General features: G+C 55.9%; 12 protein-coding genes, 3 rRNA genes and 1 pseudogene. 11 read left to right on the top strand and 5 right to left on the bottom strand.

Going from position 1 to position 16,547, the window contains the following annotated elements; translation table 11 throughout:
- Positions 1-364: 364 nt before the first annotated feature.
- From ACXPUX_RS04435 to atpC, 10 genes and pseudogenes are all read left to right on the top strand, one after another.
- Positions 365-625, top strand: a complete 261-nt coding sequence (locus tag ACXPUX_RS04435; RefSeq protein WP_172679811.1) for an AtpZ/AtpI family protein — start codon at positions 365-367, stop codon at positions 623-625.
- Positions 626-640: 15 nt separating this feature from the next.
- On the top strand, positions 641-1,144 hold the full coding sequence (locus tag ACXPUX_RS04430) for an ATP synthase subunit I (RefSeq protein WP_005921521.1): 504 nt from the start codon (positions 641-643) through the stop codon (positions 1,142-1,144).
- Positions 1,145-1,888: a F0F1 ATP synthase subunit A gene (locus tag ACXPUX_RS04425; RefSeq protein ID WP_458830322.1), complete on the top strand. Its 744-nt coding sequence runs from the start codon at positions 1,145-1,147 to the stop codon at positions 1,886-1,888.
- 51 nt (positions 1,889-1,939) lie between these two features.
- A complete protein-coding gene (gene atpE / locus ACXPUX_RS04420; protein ID WP_005921517.1) occupies positions 1,940-2,221 on the top strand; it encodes an ATP synthase F0 subunit C in 282 nt (93 codons plus the stop codon).
- A gap of 37 nt (positions 2,222-2,258) precedes the next feature.
- Entirely contained in the window at positions 2,259-2,765 is a 507-nt protein-coding gene (gene atpF, locus ACXPUX_RS04415) for a F0F1 ATP synthase subunit B (protein WP_112090727.1), read from the top strand.
- Complete coding sequence (gene atpH, locus ACXPUX_RS04410; protein ID WP_458830319.1) at positions 2,762-3,301, top strand: ATP synthase F1 subunit delta; 540 nt, start codon at positions 2,762-2,764, stop codon at positions 3,299-3,301. The genes atpF and atpH overlap by 4 nt, the downstream gene beginning before the upstream one ends.
- Before the next feature lie 90 nt (positions 3,302-3,391).
- Positions 3,392-4,912: a F0F1 ATP synthase subunit alpha gene (gene atpA / locus ACXPUX_RS04405; RefSeq protein ID WP_458830317.1), complete on the top strand. Its 1,521-nt coding sequence runs from the start codon at positions 3,392-3,394 to the stop codon at positions 4,910-4,912.
- Positions 4,913-4,931: 19 nt separating this feature from the next.
- Positions 4,932-5,778: pseudogene (gene atpG / locus ACXPUX_RS04400) on the top strand (ATP synthase F1 subunit gamma).
- A 25-nt stretch (positions 5,779-5,803) separates the two neighbouring features.
- The gene (gene atpD / locus ACXPUX_RS04395) at positions 5,804-7,198 is read left to right on the top strand and encodes a F0F1 ATP synthase subunit beta (protein WP_005921508.1); all 1,395 of its coding nucleotides are present in this window, start codon (positions 5,804-5,806) and stop codon (positions 7,196-7,198) included.
- A 3-nt stretch (positions 7,199-7,201) separates the two neighbouring features.
- Positions 7,202-7,600, top strand: a complete 399-nt coding sequence (atpC, locus tag ACXPUX_RS04390; RefSeq protein ID WP_458830315.1) for an ATP synthase F1 subunit epsilon — start codon at positions 7,202-7,204, stop codon at positions 7,598-7,600.
- Positions 7,601-7,660: 60 nt separating this feature from the next.
- On the opposite strand, the gene udk is transcribed toward atpC, so the two are convergent.
- Positions 7,661-8,290 (bottom strand): uridine kinase, encoded by a 630-nt coding sequence (udk, locus tag ACXPUX_RS04385; RefSeq protein WP_458830313.1) that lies wholly within the window; start codon positions 8,288-8,290, stop codon positions 7,661-7,663.
- 191 nt (positions 8,291-8,481) lie between these two features.
- On the opposite strand from udk, the gene ACXPUX_RS04380 reads away from it, so the two are divergent.
- Entirely contained in the window at positions 8,482-10,098 is a 1,617-nt protein-coding gene (locus tag ACXPUX_RS04380) for a phospholipase D-like domain-containing protein (protein WP_458830311.1), read from the top strand.
- A 50-nt stretch (positions 10,099-10,148) separates the two neighbouring features.
- Here ACXPUX_RS04380 and ACXPUX_RS04375 read toward each other — a convergent pair whose 3' ends face one another.
- From ACXPUX_RS04375 to ACXPUX_RS04360, 4 genes are all read right to left on the bottom strand, one after another.
- Complete coding sequence (locus ACXPUX_RS04375; RefSeq protein ID WP_458830309.1) at positions 10,149-10,763, bottom strand: glycosyltransferase family 4 protein; 615 nt, start codon at positions 10,761-10,763, stop codon at positions 10,149-10,151.
- A 234-nt stretch (positions 10,764-10,997) separates the two neighbouring features.
- Positions 10,998-11,114 (bottom strand): 5S ribosomal RNA (gene rrf, locus ACXPUX_RS04370).
- A gap of 126 nt (positions 11,115-11,240) precedes the next feature.
- A 23S ribosomal RNA gene (locus tag ACXPUX_RS04365) occupies positions 11,241-14,076 on the bottom strand.
- 271 nt (positions 14,077-14,347) lie between these two features.
- A 16S ribosomal RNA gene (locus ACXPUX_RS04360) occupies positions 14,348-15,858 on the bottom strand.
- The 16S, 23S and 5S rRNA genes sit together here, the layout of an rRNA operon.
- Positions 15,859-16,547: the final 689 nt, after the last annotated feature.

The following is a 16,547-nucleotide window of genomic DNA, read 5'->3' as shown; positions in this document are numbered from 1 at the left end:
ATATACTGCTTTTCACCCCCTGATGCCGGGCACCCGGTGTCGGGGGTGTTTTTTATTGCAATGCCGTTCGCCTGCCCTTTGCGCGGCAACGCTTTTTTCACTTTCTACACTCTGCACAAACTTTTCTGCAAAGTTTGTGCAATGATGTGCCCATAGGCGCACAATGTGTGTTATAGGCGCGCATTTATGGAATCAGTATTAACAAACTATGAAATTTTACTATATTTCGGTGGAGAATTGATTGCAATATCCGACGCTTTGAAGTATACTGAGGGCATAGACTTTTTGGCTGCCTGTCCGTCTCTGGCAAAAATTCCAAATGCTGGAATGCGGGCAGCACCCGCAGAAAGGAGCGGCGCAGAACTTGAAGGGCTGGTACAAGGCTTTGGAAGATCTGGTCTGGCTGACCCAGCTGGGGCTGAATATGCTGCTGCCGCTGGTGCTCTGCCTTGCCGGATGCTGGTGGGCCGTGGAGCACTGGGGCTGGCCGGAATGGCTGTTTTTGCCCGCTGTGGGTCTGGGGCTTGCCGCCGGGGCGCAGAACTTCTGGGTGTTCTGCAAGGAACGGCTGGAGCGCTCCAAACACGAAAAAAATCATCGGGTGGGCTTTAACTCCCACCAGTAATGGAGGTCCGTTTTTATGAAATTGCAGCCGGAATCCAAAAAGGAACTGCTGCGCATCGCCTGCGGCGTATCTCTGTGCACCGCCGTGATGTGGGTGGTGTTTGCAGCGCTGCATCTGGTGGGCTGGGTGGTCTTTGACTACCGGGTGCTGCTGGGCGGCATCATCGGCGCGCTGGTGGCTATCGGCAACTTTGCCGGGATCTGCTTCGTGGTGCAGAAGGTCATTGACGAGCCGGACGAAAAAAAGCGTAAAGCGCAGCTGCAGATATCCTATAATACAAGGATGCTGCTGCAGGCGCTGTGGATCATCATAGCCATTGCGGCTCCCTGTTTCCAGGCGTTTGCAGGCGTTCTGCCGCTGCTGTTCCCCAGAGTTACGATCTATTATCTCCAGATAACCGGGAAGTACAAGCCGCTCACGCCCCCGCAGGAGCCGGTGGACATCGCTGTGGAAGATGACCCCGCCCCTGCCGAGGAGTCTGCGGTGCAGCCCCGTGACGAAGGGGGTGAACAAGAATAAATGGAACTGAACGGCGCAAAGATCCTGTATACCATCCACACCAACATCCCCCTGCTGGGTGATTTTAAAATTACCCAGACCTTGGTAAGCACTTGGATCGTCATGGCGCTGCTCTCGGGTTTTGCCATCTGGCTGGGGCACGACCTCAAGCTGGAAAATGTGTCCAAACGACAGGCCGCAGCCGAGTTCATCGTAACGCGGCTGGAGCAGTTCGTGCACGACAACATGGGCTTCCACTTCGATCAGTATATCCCCCTGATCGGTGCTATTTTTGCACTGAGCGTTGGGTGCAACCTGATCAGCGTCGTTGGCCTGTGGAGCCCCACGGCCGACCTGAACACCGAGGCAGCGTGGGCCATTGTGGTGTTTGTTCTGATCATGTACTACAAGATCAAAACGAACGGCATTCTGACCTACCTCAAGGGTCTGCTCGATCCGATCTTTATCATGGCACCCATCAATGTGCTGTCGGAGATCTCTACCCCTGTCAGCATGGCGTTCCGTCACTTCGGCAACATCCTGTCCGGTACGGTCATCTCCACACTGCTGTACTGGGCACTGGCAAGCCTGAGCCACGTCATCTTTGGCTGGCTGCCGGGCTTCCTGAGTCAGATCCAGCTGTTCCAGATCGGCATCCCGGCCTTTACCGGTTTGTATTTCGACTGGTTCGGCGGCTGCATTCAGGCGTTCATCTTCTGTACCCTGACCGCAATCTTCATCAAACGTGCTGCCGGTGAGGATTAACGCCTTCCGGCATCCCCCAAAACACAAACACATTTTAGGAGGACAAATCTTATGACTGATTTCCAGTATCTGGCTCGTGGTATCGCTCTGGCAGGCTGCGGCATCGGCGCAGGCTGCGCACTGATCGCAGGTATCGGCCCCGGTATCGGCGAAGGCAACGCTGCTGCCGCTGCCTGTGAGGCCGTTGGCCGTCAGCCGGAGTGCAAGAGCGATGTTACCAGCACCCTGATCCTCGGTGTTGCCCTTTCCGAGACCACCGGTATCTACGGCTTTGTTACCGGCCTGCTGCTGATCTTCCTGGCACCCGGTATGTTCATGAAGTACCTGGCATAAGCCTCCCGATCCGAAAAAATAACGAAAGGAGACGCTTATGGAACTGTATCAGGCGTTGATCACGCTGGATGGCTGGACCTTTCTGGCCCAGATCTGCAACCTGATGATCCAGCTGGTCATCTTCAAAAAGTTCCTGCTGAAGCCGATCAAACAGGTGATCGCCGACCGCAAGGCCAAGGCCGACAGCGAGATCGCGGATGCGCAGAAGCTGCGCACCGAGGCCGAGGCCATGAAGGCGGAGTACGAGCAGAACCTGCAGAACGCCCGCACCGAGGCCAACCAGATCGTAGCTGCGGCGCAAAAGACCGCCACCGCCCGCTCGGAAGAGATCGTGGGCGAGGCCCGCGCACAGGCCGCTGCGCTGAAGCAGAAGGCCGAGGCTGACATTGCGCAGGAGCGCAAGAAGGCCGTGAACGAGGTCAAGGACGAGATCGGCGGCATCGCCATGGAGATCGCATCCAAGGTGGTGGAGCGCGAGATCAGTGAGAAGGACCACAAGGACCTGATCGACGAATTTATCAAAAACGTGGGTGAAGCATCATGACCGAAACTGCAAAGATGTACGGCGGCAGTCTGTACGATCTGGCGGCAGAGGAAGGGCTGGAGACCCGCATTCTGGGCGAGCTTGACGAGGCGCAACAGCTTCTGAAGCAAAACCCGGACTACCTGCGGCTGCTCAGCACCCCCAGCATCCCCAAAAAGGAGCGCTGCGGCCTGCTGGACGAAGCCCTGCGCGGGCAGGTCCACCTCTATGTGCTGAACTTTTTAAAGATCCTGTGCGAGAAGGGCACCCTGCGGGAGCTGTCCGGCTGCGCACGGGCCTACCGCATCCGCTACAATCAGGCGCACGGCATTCTGGAAGCTACGGCTATCTCGGCCATTCCGCTGACAGAGCAGCAGCTTTCTGCCCTGCACACCAAGCTGGAAAGCCTGACTGGCAAGACCATCGACCTTAAGACCAAGGTGGATGCCAAGGTGCTGGGCGGTATCCGGCTGGATATCGAGGGCACCGAGCTGGACGGCACCGTCCAGAATCGCCTTGCCTCCCTGCGCCGGGATATTGCGGCGGTCACTTTGTAACTTTTTCCCTGCCCTTTGCAAACGGGGCAGAGCACAGAACGAATTTCCACCCGAAATGACTATTATGAATTGAGTGGTGAACAAACAAAGATGCAACTGAAACCTGAAGAGATCTCCAAGATCATCCGTGCGCAGATCAAGCATTACGAAAATGCCATCGAGCAGAGCGAGACCGGCACGGTCATTATGGTGGGCGACGGCATCGCCCGGGCCAGCGGTCTGGAAAAGTGCATGGCAGGCGAGCTGCTCCAGTTTGACAACGGCGAATACGGTATGGCCCAGAACCTTGAGGAAAATACCGTTTCCATCGTGCTGCTGGGCTCGGATGCCGGCATCAAAGAAGGCGGCATCGTCAAGCGCACCGGCAAGGTAGTCTCCGTGCCGGTAGGCGATGCCATGATCGGCCGCGTGGTCAACGCACTGGGTCAGCCCATCGACGGCGCAGGCCCCATCGAGACCACCGAGTACCGCGCCATCGAGAGCCGCGCTCCCGGCATCATCGAGCGCCAGCCCGTCAAGGAGCCGCTGCAGACCGGTATCAAGGCCATCGACTCCATGATCCCCATCGGACGCGGTCAGCGCGAGCTGATCATCGGTGACCGCCAGACCGGCAAGACCACCATCGCCTCCGATACCATCATCAACCAGAAGGGCAAGGACGTCATCTGCATTTACGTTGCCATCGGCCAGAAGCGCTCTACCGTGGCAAACCTTGTGCAGAGCCTGACCGAAGCCGGTGCCATGGGCTACACCATCGTGGTGTCCGCTACCGCCTCCGAGCTGTCTCCCCTGCAGTATATCGCCCCTTACTCCGGCTGTGCCATGGGCGAATACTTCATGCAGCAGGGCAAGCACGTCCTCATCATCTACGATGACCTTTCCAAGCACGCTGTGGCTTACCGTGCCCTGTCCCTGCTGATCCGCCGTCCTCCGGGACGCGAGGCTTACCCCGGCGATGTTTTCTATCTGCACTCCCGTCTGCTGGAGCGCGCTGCCAAGCTTTCCAACGAGCTGGGCGGCGGCAGTCTGACGGCTCTGCCCATCATCGAGACGCAGGCGGGCGACGTTTCCGCCTACATTCCCACCAACGTCATCTCCATCACTGACGGTCAGATCTTCCTTGAGACCGAGCTGTTCCACTCCGGCGTCATGCCGGCAGTCAACCCCGGTATCTCGGTGTCCCGTGTCGGCGGCAACGCCCAGATCAAGGCCATGAAGAAGGTGGCCGGCACCCTGAAGCTGATCTACTCCCAGTACCGCGAACTGCAGTCCTTTGCGCAGTTCGGCTCTGATCTGGACGCCGACACCAAGGCGCGTCTGGCACAGGGCGAGCGCATCGTGGAGGTGCTCAAGCAGAACCGCTCCGCGCCCGTACCTGTGGAAAAGCAGGTCGCCATCCTGTACGCCACCATCCACGACTACCTTGTCAACGTCAAGGTGCCGGATGTGGCAGAGTACGAGAAGAGCCTGTACGAGTATCTGGACAACGATGCCGCCGGGGCTGCCGTGATGGACACCATCCGCACCACCGGTAATCTGGATAAGGACACCGAGGAGCAGCTCAAAGCCGTGCTGACCCGGTATACCGAAAGCTTTGTCAAGGCGCATTAAAGGGAAGGAGGCGTAACGCATGGCTGGTTCCATGAAGGACATCAAGCTGCGCATCAAAAGCGTAGAGAGCACCATGCAGATCACCAAGGCCATGGAGCTGGTGGCTTCCTCCAAAATGCGCCGTGCCAAGGAGCGGGTCGAGCACAGCCGACCCTATTTTGAAACGCTGTACAAGACCCTGACCGAGATCGCGGCAGCGGGCCCGCGCCCGCAACCCCTACCTGCGCCGCAGCGAGATCAAGCGCACGCTGCTGGTGGTCATTGCCGGTGACCGCGGCCTTGCCGGCGGTTACAACTCCAATGTGCTCAAGCTGGCTGCACAGGAAAGCGGCAATGTGGAGGTGCTGCCCATCGGCAAGCGCTCGGCAGAATATTTTGCCCACCACGAAGCCGAACTGTTCACGCAGGAGGTGCTGCTGGCCGCCGATATTTCGGTGGGACAGTGCTTCCAGCTGGCGCGCCATATCACCGAAGGGTACCGTAAGGGCGAGTTTGACGCCGTAAAGCTTTGCTACACCCGGTTCGATTCCATGATGACCCAGACGGCTGTTTCCATCGAGGTGCTGCCGCTGGCCATGGAGCCCACCGAGCAGCAGAAGGCCGAAGCGCGCCGCAGTCAGATCTTGTACAAGCCCAGCAGCGAGGAAGTATTCAGCGCGATCATCCCGGAGTATGTGGCCGGTGTCGTCTACGGTGCCGTGTGCGAGAGCGTAGCCAGCGAGCTGGCTGCCCGCCGCACCGCCATGGACGCTGCCACCAAGAACGCCGGTGAGATGATCGACCATCTCAACCTGTATTATAACCGTGCCCGTCAGGCTGCTATCACGCAGGAGATCACCGAGATCGTGGCCGGCGCGGAGAACTAAGACTATCAAGAAGGAGTTGTAGCCTATGTCCGAAAAACATATCGGCAAGGTGATCCAGGTCATTGGCCCGGTGCTGGACATCCAGTTCAAGGATGGCGAGCTGCCGGAGCTGCTCAACGCCATTGAGATCGACAACCACGGCCAGAAGCTGGTGGTGGAGGTCGCTCAGCTGACCGGCGACAATGTGGCACGCTGCATTGCCATGAGCAGCACCGATGGTCTGGTGCGCGGCACAGATGCCGTGGACACCGGCGAGTCCATTAAGGTGCCCGTAGGCGACCAGTGTCTGGGGCGCGTGTTCAACCTGCTGGGCGAGCCTGTGGATAATAAGCCCGCCCCCACCCCGGATGCCTACTGGCCCATCCACCGTCCCGCTCCCAGCTACGAGGAGCAGCAGTCCACCACCGAGATCCTGGAGACCGGCATCAAGGTGGTTGACCTGATCTGCCCCTACGCCAAGGGCGGTAAGATCGGCCTGTTCGGCGGCGCCGGTGTCGGCAAGACTGTTCTGATTCAGGAGCTGATCTATAACATCGCCACCGAGCACAACGGTTACTCGGTATTTACCGGCGTCGGCGAGCGCACCCGTGAGGGCAACGACCTGTACGGCGAAATGACCGAGAGCGGCGTTATCAACAAGACCGCGCTGGTCTACGGCCAGATGAACGAGCCCCCGGGAGCCCGTATGCGCGTGGCACTGTCCGGTCTGACCATGGCAGAGTATTTCCGCGATGTGAAGAATCAGGACGTGCTGCTGTTCATCGATAACATCTTCCGCTTCACGCAGGCCGGTTCCGAGGTGTCCGCATTGCTGGGTCGTATGCCCTCTGCCGTTGGTTACCAGCCCACGCTGGCTACCGAGATGGGCGCCCTGCAGGAGCGCATCACCTCCACCCGCAAGGGCTCCATCACCTCGGTGCAGGCCGTCTACGTGCCCGCCGATGACCTGACCGACCCCGCCCCTGCCACCACCTTTACCCATCTGGATGCCACCACGGTCCTGAGCCGTGACATTGCATCGCAGGGCATCTACCCCGCTGTGGACCCGCTGGACTCCACCAGCCGCATCCTCAGCCCGGAGGTCGTGGGGCAGGAGCACTACGAGATCGCCCGCGCCGTCCAGAAGGTGCTGCAGCGCTACAAAGAGCTGCAGGACATCATTGCTATCATGGGCATGGACGAGCTGAGCGAGGAGGACAAGCGTACCGTCAGCCGCGCCCGCAAGGTGCAGCGCTTCCTGAGCCAGAGCTTCCATGTGGCAGAGCAGTTCACCGGTATGCCCGGCCAGTATGTGCCGCTGAAGGAGACCCTGCGGGGCTTTAAGATGATCCTGAGCGGCGAGTGCGACGAGCTGCCCGAGAGCGCTTTCCTGTTCGCGGGCACCATCGACGACGTGTTCGCAAAAGCGAAGAAGGGGTAAGCCATGACGACCTTTCATCTGACGGTGGTCACGCCGGACGGCTGCGCCTTTGAAGGTCAGGCCGAGCGCATCGTCTGCCGCGCCATTGACGGCGATATCGCCATTCTGGCAAAGCACGGCGACTACTGCACGGCACTGGGCATGGGCGAGGCGCACATTGTGGATGCCGACGGTCAGCGCCGCCGCGCAGCCTGCATGGGCGGCCTGCTCAGCGTGCTGGACGGGGACGTGCGTCTGGTGGCTACCACTTGGGAATGGGCGGAGGACATCGATCAGGCGCGTGCGGAGGCTTCCAAGAAGCGCGCCGAGGAGATCCTTGCCCGCAAGGACCTGAACGACCGTGAGTACGAGCTGGCACAGGCGCGCCTCAAGCGCGCGCTGGTGCGTACCTCTATCCGTTAAGCCCTGTATGCAAAAAGGCACCCGCAGCCGGATGGCCGTGGGTGCCTTTTTAAATTTATCTTACCCCCGGTTCGCCCGCTCGATCAGGGTGCGGATATGGTGCGCCAGCATCTCCACGGCGGTGCTGTTCTCGCCGCCGTTGGGCACAATGATGTCTGCGTTGCGCTTGCTGGGTTCTACAAAGGCCTCGTGCATCGGCTTGACCGTGGTAAGGTACTGGTCGATCACGCTGTCCAAGCTGCGCCCGCGCTCCTTTACGTCCCGCAGAATGCGCCGCAGGATGCGCTCGTCCGCGTCCGTGTCCACAAAGATCTTGTAGTCGAACAGGGCGCACAGCTCCGGCTCTACAAAGGGCAGAATTCCCTCCACGATCAGCACCGGGGCGGGCTCGATGTGCTGCACCTCGTTGCTGCGGTTGTGGTTGGAGTAATCATACACCGGGCAGTCGATGGCGCGGCCTGCCTTCAGTTCCTGCAAATGGTAGATGAGCAGGGCGTTGTCGAAGGCGTCCGGGTGGTCGTAATTCAGCTTGCAGCGCTCTTCAAAGGGCAGATCGTCGTGGCGCTTGTAGTAGCTGTCGTGGGAGATCAGCCGCACCTCGTCTTCCCCAAAGCGCTCCTTCAGCCGCAGTGCAAGGGTGGTCTTGCCGCTGCCAGAGCCGCCCGCGATGCCAATGATCAGGTTGTTCATGATGCAAACTCCTTCTGCACAAAATCTGCCGATTTCTGTGGAAAAACCGGTCGGAATGGATTATAATAAATATGTATCCGCTCTGCTGCCGCCCGGCAGCAGTTCTTCCCTTTTATCATAGCACAAAATGTGTCATTTGGACAGGGCTTGCAGGCCACCCGCCGACACATTCACAAAAAAGGATGGTCAATATGCCAAAAGAAACATTGCAGCACACCATGAGAAGCAAGGTCCGGGTCTTTGAGGACGGCGGCATCCGCCTGCTCCGCAAAGGCCAGAAAGGGCTCATCCACGCCATTTTCAGCCGCTTCGGGCTGGTGCTGGTGCTGCTGGTGCTGCAATTCGGGGCGCTGTTCAGCCTGATGCGCTGGTTCAGCGGTCTGCTGCCCCATTACTTGGGCGGCACTTTGCTGGTCACGGCGGCCATGATGGTCTACCTGCTCAATCAGGACATGAACAACAGTGTGCGCATCCCGTGGCTGGTGGTCACGGCGCTTGCCCCGGTGCTGGGCGTGCTGCTGTTCTGCTACACCAAGGAGGACGTAGGCCACCGGATGCTCAAAAAGCGCCTGCTGGAGCTGGAAGGGCAAACCCGCAGCCAGTTGCCACAGCCCAAAAAGGCCGACAAGGCGCTGGACGCAGACTGCCCCGGCGCGGCCTCTCTGGCGCAGTATCTGCGCGGACGGGGCGGCGGCTTCCCGGTGTACGAAAACACGCAGGTGACCTATTTCCCCAGCGGAGAAGCCAAGTTTGCCGCACTGCTGCCCCAGCTGGAAAGCGCCACCCAGTACATTTTTCTGGAATACTTCATCATTGACGAAGGGTTGATGTGGGGGCGCATTCTGGAAATTTTGGCGCGCAAAGCCGCGCAGGGCGTGGATGTGCGGGTGATGTATGACGGCACCTGCGAGTTCTCCACCCTGCCCCGGGACTACCCCAGACGGCTGGAAGCGCTGGGCATCCGCTGCAAGGTGTTTGCGCCGGTCACGCCCTTTGTCTCCACCCACTATAACTACCGCGACCACCGCAAGATTCTGGTCGTGGATGGCCGCGTGGGCTTTACCGGCGGCGTGAATCTGGCCGATGAGTACATCAACCACGTTGAAAAATATGGCCGCTGGAAGGACGCCGCCGTCATGCTGGAGGGCGAGGGCGTGCGCACCATGACCGCTCTGTTTTTGCAGATGTGGAGCATCCAGCGCGAGCCGGAGTTCGCCCAGTTCCTCACCCGCCCCCTCCCGCAAACGCAGGCAAAGGGCTTTGTCATCCCCTACGGCGACTGCCCGCTGGACGGCGAGCGTGTGGGTGAGATGGTCTACATCGACCTGCTCAACCGCGCCCGGCACAGCATACATATCATCACACCATACCTCATTCTGGACGGTGAGTTGGAGACTGCCCTGCGCTTTGCCGCCGAGCGCGGCGTGGATGTGCACCTGGTCCTGCCCGGTAAGCCGGACAAGGTATTTGCCTATGCGCTGGCTAAGACCCATTACCTGCCGCTGCTGTCCTCCGGTGTGAAGATCAGCGAGTGGACCCCCGGCTTCACCCACGCCAAGGTGATGATCATGGACGGGCAGGAGGCGGTTGTGGGCACCATCAATCTGGACTACCGCAGCCTGTACCACCACTTTGAAAACGCGGTCTGGATGCGCGGCGTAGACTGCCTGCCCCGCATTGAAGCAGATTTTCAGGATACGCTGGCGCAGTGCCGCACGGTGGAGCCCACCCGCCAGAGCGTCTGGCAGGGCAAAAAGCTGCTGCATCTGGTGGGCATGGTGCTCAAGTTCATCGCCCCGCTGATCTAAACGAAAAACGCCCCGGAAACGCTGTCAAGCGTTTCCGGGGCGTTCTTTGCTTATGCTTTTGCGCCTGCCGGCACTTTTTCTTTTTTCAGGGTGGAGGGCATCGCCTTCAACGGGTCGCCCACCAGACACCGTGCACCGATGGACAACGCCTCCAGCAACGACAGGGAAAGCCCCTCAGTGTGGCTGGGCAGAACAAACAGCCCGCAGTTGCTGTAAAGCTCCTTCAGCGGGTCGCCCACCACATAGTCGGTCATGATGATATTAGGGTCTTTCTGTGCCTGCTGCTGTACTGCTCCGCAATATTCGCTGTCATCCAGCGAGCCAACCAGTACAAGCTTTTTCCCTGTCTTGGCCTTGCGGTAGCCCTCCACCAGATCCATCGTACCCTTTTCCGGCGAGATGCGCCCCACATATAGGATGTACTCTCCCTGCTCCAGCCCATATTTTTCCCGGATCAGATTACAGGGGCGCTTTTCATAAAAGCGAATGGCATTGGGGATCAGAATAGACGCGCGGTCATACTTCTGCAAAAAATAGTTCCACTCCGTCTCCGAAAGCACCACCAGATCATCCGCATATTTTGCAGCGATCCGCTCTCCCAGCTTCATGTAACGGCTTGCAAAGCCGCGCCACTTGTCCACCTTCCAGTTCAAACCGTGCACCATACACACTGTACGCTTGCCGAATATCTTAGCGATCAGCACCAGTGCAATAGTCTTGAGCTGAGTAGCATCCAGCCCTTTTTGTCAGTTTATCCATACAGACTCTCCTTTCCTTGTGCATCCAGTGTAACAGGAAAATCTGTAGAAAGTATAAGGTTCCGCCTTTTATGATACTATTTTCTGCCCCGAAACGCAATAAAAAAGCCCTGAGACTTTCATCTCAGAGCTTTTTGTTCAAGTCGGCGACTACCTATTTTCACAAGCCGTTTCCAGCTAACTATCTTCGGCACAAGTAAGCTTAACTTCTGTGTTCGGAATGGGAACAGGTGGAACCTTACCGTCATCGACACCGACCGACCTGACTGAATCAGTATAACACATCTCTGCTTTACTGTCCAATATTTTTTAGAAGGACGTGCCTTCAAAACTGAATAATCACTGCTGACATTTTTTCGTTGACTTAAAAGTCTCAAGCGAATTGTGGTCAAGCCCTCGACCTATTAGTACACGCTTGCTGAATGGATCACTCCACTTACACATCGTGCCTATCAACCTTGTAGTCTTCAAGGGGTCTTACTTGTTTGAAACAATGGGATATCTTATCTTTGGGTCGGCTTCACGCTTAGATGCTTTCAGCGTTTATCCGATCCGTACATAGTTGCCCAGCTATGCCCTTGGCAGAACAACTGGTGCGCCAGAGGTACGTCCGCTCCGGTCCTCTCGTACTAGGAACAGCTCCCATCAAATATCCTGCGCCCACGACAGATAGGGACCGAACTGTCTCACGACGTTCTGAACCCAGCTCGCGTACCGCTTTAATTGGCGAACAGCCAAACCCTTGGGACCGAATACAGCCCCAGGATGCGATGAGCCGACATCGAGGTGCCAAACCTCCCCGTCGATGTGGACTCTTGGGGGAGATCAGCCTGTTATCCCCAGGGTAACTTTTATCCGTTGAGCGATGGCATTTCCACTCACATACCACCGGATCACTAACTCCAACTTTCGTTACTGCTCGACCCGTCAGTCTCGCAGTTAGGCTCGCTTCTGCGTTTGCACTCTTTTGCTTGATTTCCGTTCAAGCTGAGCGAACCTTTGAACGCCTCCGTTACTCTTTAGGAGGCGACCGCCCCAGTCAAACTGCCCACCTAACAATGTCCCCCGCCTTGATTCAAAGGCGCAGGTTAGAATTCCAATATCGCAAGGATGGTATCCCAACGGCCACTCCACAAAAGCCAAAGCTCTTGCTTCCCAGTGTCCCATCTATCCTGTGCATGCAACATCGAAACCCAATATTAGGCTACAGTAAAGCTCCATGGGGTCTTTCCGTCTTGTCGCGGGTAACCGGCATCTTCACCGGTACTACAATTTCGCCGGGCGGGCTGTTGAGACAGTGCCCAAATCATTACGCCTTTCATGCGGGTCAGAACTTACCTGACAAGGAATTTCGCTACCTTAGGACCGTTATAGTTACGGCCGCCGTTCACTGGGGCTTCGATTCAATGCTTGCACATCTCCTCTTAACCTTCCAGCACCGGGCAGGCGTCAGCTCGTATACGTCATCTTTCGATTTAGCACAAACCTGTGTTTTTGGTAAACAGTTGCTTGGGCCGATTCTCTGCGGCTCCATCTCTGGAGCACCCCTTCTCCCGAAGTTACGGGGTCAATTTGCCGAGTTCCTTAACAACCCTTCTCCCGTTGGCCTTAGAATCTTCTTCCTACCTACCTGTGTCGGTTTGCGGTACGGGCACCGCAGAAATTCACACAGCTTTTCTCGCCATCTTCCATCCCGGACTTCGGTACTAATTTCCCTCGATCGCTACCGGAACCAACACCCGGCTCCGAGACTTCAAATGTGTCCCTGTGTTTAACTCTTTTGGTGGTGACGGAATCTCTACCGTCTGTGCATCGGCTACGCCGTCAGGCCTCACCTTAGCTCCCGACTGACCTGGAGCGGACGAACCTTCCTCCAGAAACCTGAGGCTTTCGGCCATGCAGATTCTCACTGCATTCGCGCTACTCATTCCGGCATTCTCACTTCTATACACTCCACAGCCGCTTGCGCTACTGTTTCACCGCGTATACAACGCTCCCCTACCCAATGTACAAAGTACATTGCCTAAGCTTCGGTGTCAGGTTTAGCCCCGTTAAATTCTCCGCGCAAAGACGCTCGACCAGTGAGCTATTACGCACTCTTTGAATGTGTGGCTGCTTCTGAGCCAACATCCTGGTTGTCTACGTATCTTCACATCGTTTTCCACTTAACCTGACTTTGGGACCTTAGCTGTAGATCTGGGCTGTTTCCCTTTTGACAATGACATTTATCTGACACTGTCTGACTCCCAAGCATCAATACTCTGGCATTCTGAGTTTGATAAGCTTCGCTAACCTCTCGGCCGCTAGGCTATTCAGTGCTTTACCTCCAGGTATCTAACTTGAGGCTAGTCCTAAAACTATTTCGGGGAGAACCAGCTATCTCCGGGTTCGATTGGAATTTCTCCGCTACCCACAGTTCATCCGCCGCCTTTTCAACGGAGGTCGGTTCGGTCCTCCATGGAATTTTACTTCCACTTCAACCTGACCATGGGTAGGTCACCCGGTTTCGGGCCCATTGTATGCAACTTAACGCCCTTTTCAAACTCGCTTTCGCTTCGGCTCCAGACCTTAAGTCCTTAACCTTGCTGCATACAATCGCTCGCCGGACCGTTCTACAAAAAGTACCCTATCACACTTTGACGTGCTCTAGGTGCTTGTAGGCACAGGGTTTCAGGTTCTCTTTCACTCCCCTCCCGGGGTGCTTTTCACCTTTCCTTCACAGTACTATACGCTATCGGTCACTGGGTAGTATTTAGGGTTGGAGGGTGGTCCCCCCGTATTCCGACCAGGTTTCACGTGTCTGGCCGTACTCTGGATCCTGCGCAGCTCTCTCCGTTTTCACCTACGTGGTTCTCACACTCTCTGACCGGCCTTCCCATGCCGTTCGGTTAACAGATTAAGTCCTAAAAGCAGTCCGTACCCCGGAAGTATTTCTACTCCCGGTTTGCCCTCTTCCGCGTTCGCTCGCCACTACTTACGGAATCTCGTTTGATGTCTCTTCCTCGCCCTACTTAGATGTTTCAGTTCAGGCGGTTCCCCCGATATACCTATTTTGAAGTTCAGTATAACGTACCTGAGTATGAACCCAGATGAGTTTCCTCATTCAGAAATCTCCGGATCAATGCTTATTTGCAGCTCCCCGAAGCTTATCGCAGCTTATCACGTCTTTCATCGGCTCCCAGTGCCAAGGCATTCGCCCTGCGCCCTTGTTCGCTTGACCTTTCAAACGTTCTTTTGGAACATTTGGTATCCTCTTGATTCTCTCTTGCCAACGAAGATTATTGTTACCCTTCCTTTTGAAATTGTAATATTTCTTAAAAAAGAACTTACTATAATCTTTGTTTCGCAGTTATTATTCAGTTTTCAAGGTACGTCTTTGAGTGTCCTTTTCAGGGCCCTCAAAATCGAACAATATCTACTTAAACTTTTAACTTGTCACCTGTTCCAATGACCGACCATCTTAGATGCTCTGTCATTGCCTGACTCCTTAGAAAGGAGGTGATCCAGCCGCAGGTTCTCCTACGGCTACCTTGTTACGACTTCACCCCAATCACCAGTTTTACCTTCGGCGGCGTCCTCCTTGCGGTTAGACTACCGACTTCGGGTCCCCCCGGCTCTCATGGTGTGACGGGCGGTGTGTACAAGGCCCGGGAACGTATTCACCGCAGCATGCTGATCTGCGATTACTAGCAATTCCGACTTCGTGCAGGCGAGTTGCAGCCTGCAGTCCGAACTGGGACGTTGTTTCTGAGTTTTGCTCCACCTCGCGGTCTTGCTTCTCTTTGTTTAACGCCATTGTAGTACGTGTGTAGCCCAAGTCATAAAGGGCATGATGATTTGACGTCATCCCCACCTTCCTCCGTTTTGTCAACGGCAGTCTGGCCAGAGTCCTCTTGCGTAGTAACTGACCATAAGGGTTGCGCTCGTTGCGGGACTTAACCCAACATCTCACGACACGAGCTGACGACAACCATGCACCACCTGTCTCTGCGTCCCGAAGGAAACACATATTTCTATGTGCGTCGCAGGATGTCAAGACTTGGTAAGGTTCTTCGCGTTGCGTCGAATTAAACCACATACTCCACTGCTTGTGCGGGCCCCCGTCAATTCCTTTGAGTTTCAACCTTGCGGTCGTACTCCCCAGGTGGATTACTTATTGTGTTAACTGCGGCACTGAAGGGGTCAATCCTCCAACACCTAGTAATCATCGTTTACAGTGTGGACTACCAGGGTATCTAATCCTGTTTGCTACCCACACTTTCGAGCCTCAGCGTCAGTTGGTGCCCAGTAGGCCGCCTTCGCCACTGGTGTTCCTCCCGATATCTACGCATTCCACCGCTACACCGGGAATTCCGCCTACCTCTGCACTACTCAAGAAAAACAGTTTTGAAAGCAGTTCATGGGTTGAGCCCATGGATTTCACTTCCAACTTGCCTTCCCGCCTGCGCTCCCTTTACACCCAGTAATTCCGGACAACGCTTGTGACCTACGTTTTACCGCGGCTGCTGGCACGTAGTTAGCCGTCACTTCCTTGTTGGGTACCGTCATTATCTTCCTCAACAACAGGAGTTTACAATCCGAAGACCTTCTTCCTCCACGCGGCGTCGCTGCATCAGGGTTTCCCCCATTGTGCAATATTCCCCACTGCTGCCTCCCGTAGGAGTCTGGGCCGTGTCTCAGTCCCAATGTGGCCGTTCAACCTCTCAGTCCGGCTACCGATCGTCGCCTTGGTGGGCCGTTACCTCACCAACTAGCTAATCGGACGCGAGGCCATCTCAAAGCGGATTGCTCCTTTTCCCTCTGCTCGATGCCGAGCTGTGGGCTTATGCGGTATTAGCAGTCGTTTCCAACTGTTGTCCCCCTCTTTGAGGCAGGTTCCTCACGCGTTACTCACCCGTTCGCCACTCGCTCGAGAAAGCAAGCTCTCTCTCGCTCGTTCGACTTGCATGTGTTAGGCGCGCCGCCAGCGTTCGTCCTGAGCCAGGATCAAACTCTTTATAAATGATATTTATCACTTAAAAGTGTTAAATCTTGTTTCGCTCAGCACGCAATCGCTTGCGTCCTGTGTGAATTACTTTTGCTTGGAATTGTTTACCGTGTTTTTCCAACACGAAAATAGGTTCCGTTACAAGTTCTTTCGATATTGTTCAATTTTCAAGGTCCTGTGCGCCTCAGCCTTGCGGCTGACGACTTTATTATTTTACCACAGAAGCGGTTTTTTGTCAAGCACTTTTTTGAGAAGCTTTTGAACTTTTCTGAACTTGGAGCACTTCGTACATCTCAGTGTCAACTGGTGTTTTTCAGCGTCTATTGGTTCTTTTCAAGGGCTTCCTGCTGGGACTTCAGAAGTCATTCTTTTGTCTCAGCGCTTGGCGCTCACATATAGTACCATACCGCAACTACTTTTGCAAGCCTTTTTTTCATTTTTTTCGCCTTTTTTTGCGCTTTGTGAACTATCGCCAGTTTTCCACCGGGAACCGCCGGGTGTTTTGACGTCTCCGGCAGCGACGGTGTCCCCGCCTTATATTATTACATTATATAGGCAGCGTAAAGCCCGAATGGGTATAGACAGCGTCTTATATTACCGGTCGGAAAGTGCACCGCGATGTCAAGACTTTCCGCGCAAAATTTTGTCCCGAAAAATATCTGCGATTTTTGGCGATTGCTACAAAACGCAAAATATAGTGGTAT

Source organism: Faecalibacterium sp. PGM34, from assembly GCF_054456555.1.
The sequence above is the reverse complement of the archived record's forward strand: the minus strand, read 5'-3'. Positions and strand labels throughout refer to the sequence as shown.

Bases quoted from the DNA above. Each gene is read 5' to 3' on its own strand.
- ACXPUX_RS04430 (WP_005921521.1), top strand. From the start codon at position 641: ATGAAATTGCAGCCGGAATCCAAAAAGGAACTGCTGCGCATCGCCTGC.
- ACXPUX_RS04425 (WP_458830322.1), top strand. From the start codon at position 1,145: ATGGAACTGAACGGCGCAAAGATCCTGTATACCATCCACACCAACATC.
- atpE (WP_005921517.1), top strand. From the start codon at position 1,940: ATGACTGATTTCCAGTATCTGGCTCGTGGTATCGCTCTGGCAGGCTGC.
- atpF (WP_112090727.1), top strand. From the start codon at position 2,259: ATGGAACTGTATCAGGCGTTGATCACGCTGGATGGCTGGACCTTTCTG.
- atpH (WP_458830319.1), top strand. From the start codon at position 2,762: ATGACCGAAACTGCAAAGATGTACGGCGGCAGTCTGTACGATCTGGCG.
- atpA (WP_458830317.1), top strand. From the start codon at position 3,392: ATGCAACTGAAACCTGAAGAGATCTCCAAGATCATCCGTGCGCAGATC.
- atpD (WP_005921508.1), top strand. From the start codon at position 5,804: ATGTCCGAAAAACATATCGGCAAGGTGATCCAGGTCATTGGCCCGGTG.
- atpC (WP_458830315.1), top strand. From the start codon at position 7,202: ATGACGACCTTTCATCTGACGGTGGTCACGCCGGACGGCTGCGCCTTT.
- udk (WP_458830313.1), bottom strand. From the start codon at position 8,290: ATGAACAACCTGATCATTGGCATCGCGGGCGGCTCTGGCAGCGGCAAG.
- ACXPUX_RS04380 (WP_458830311.1), top strand. From the start codon at position 8,482: ATGCCAAAAGAAACATTGCAGCACACCATGAGAAGCAAGGTCCGGGTC.
- ACXPUX_RS04375 (WP_458830309.1), bottom strand. From the start codon at position 10,763: ATGGTGCACGGTTTGAACTGGAAGGTGGACAAGTGGCGCGGCTTTGCA.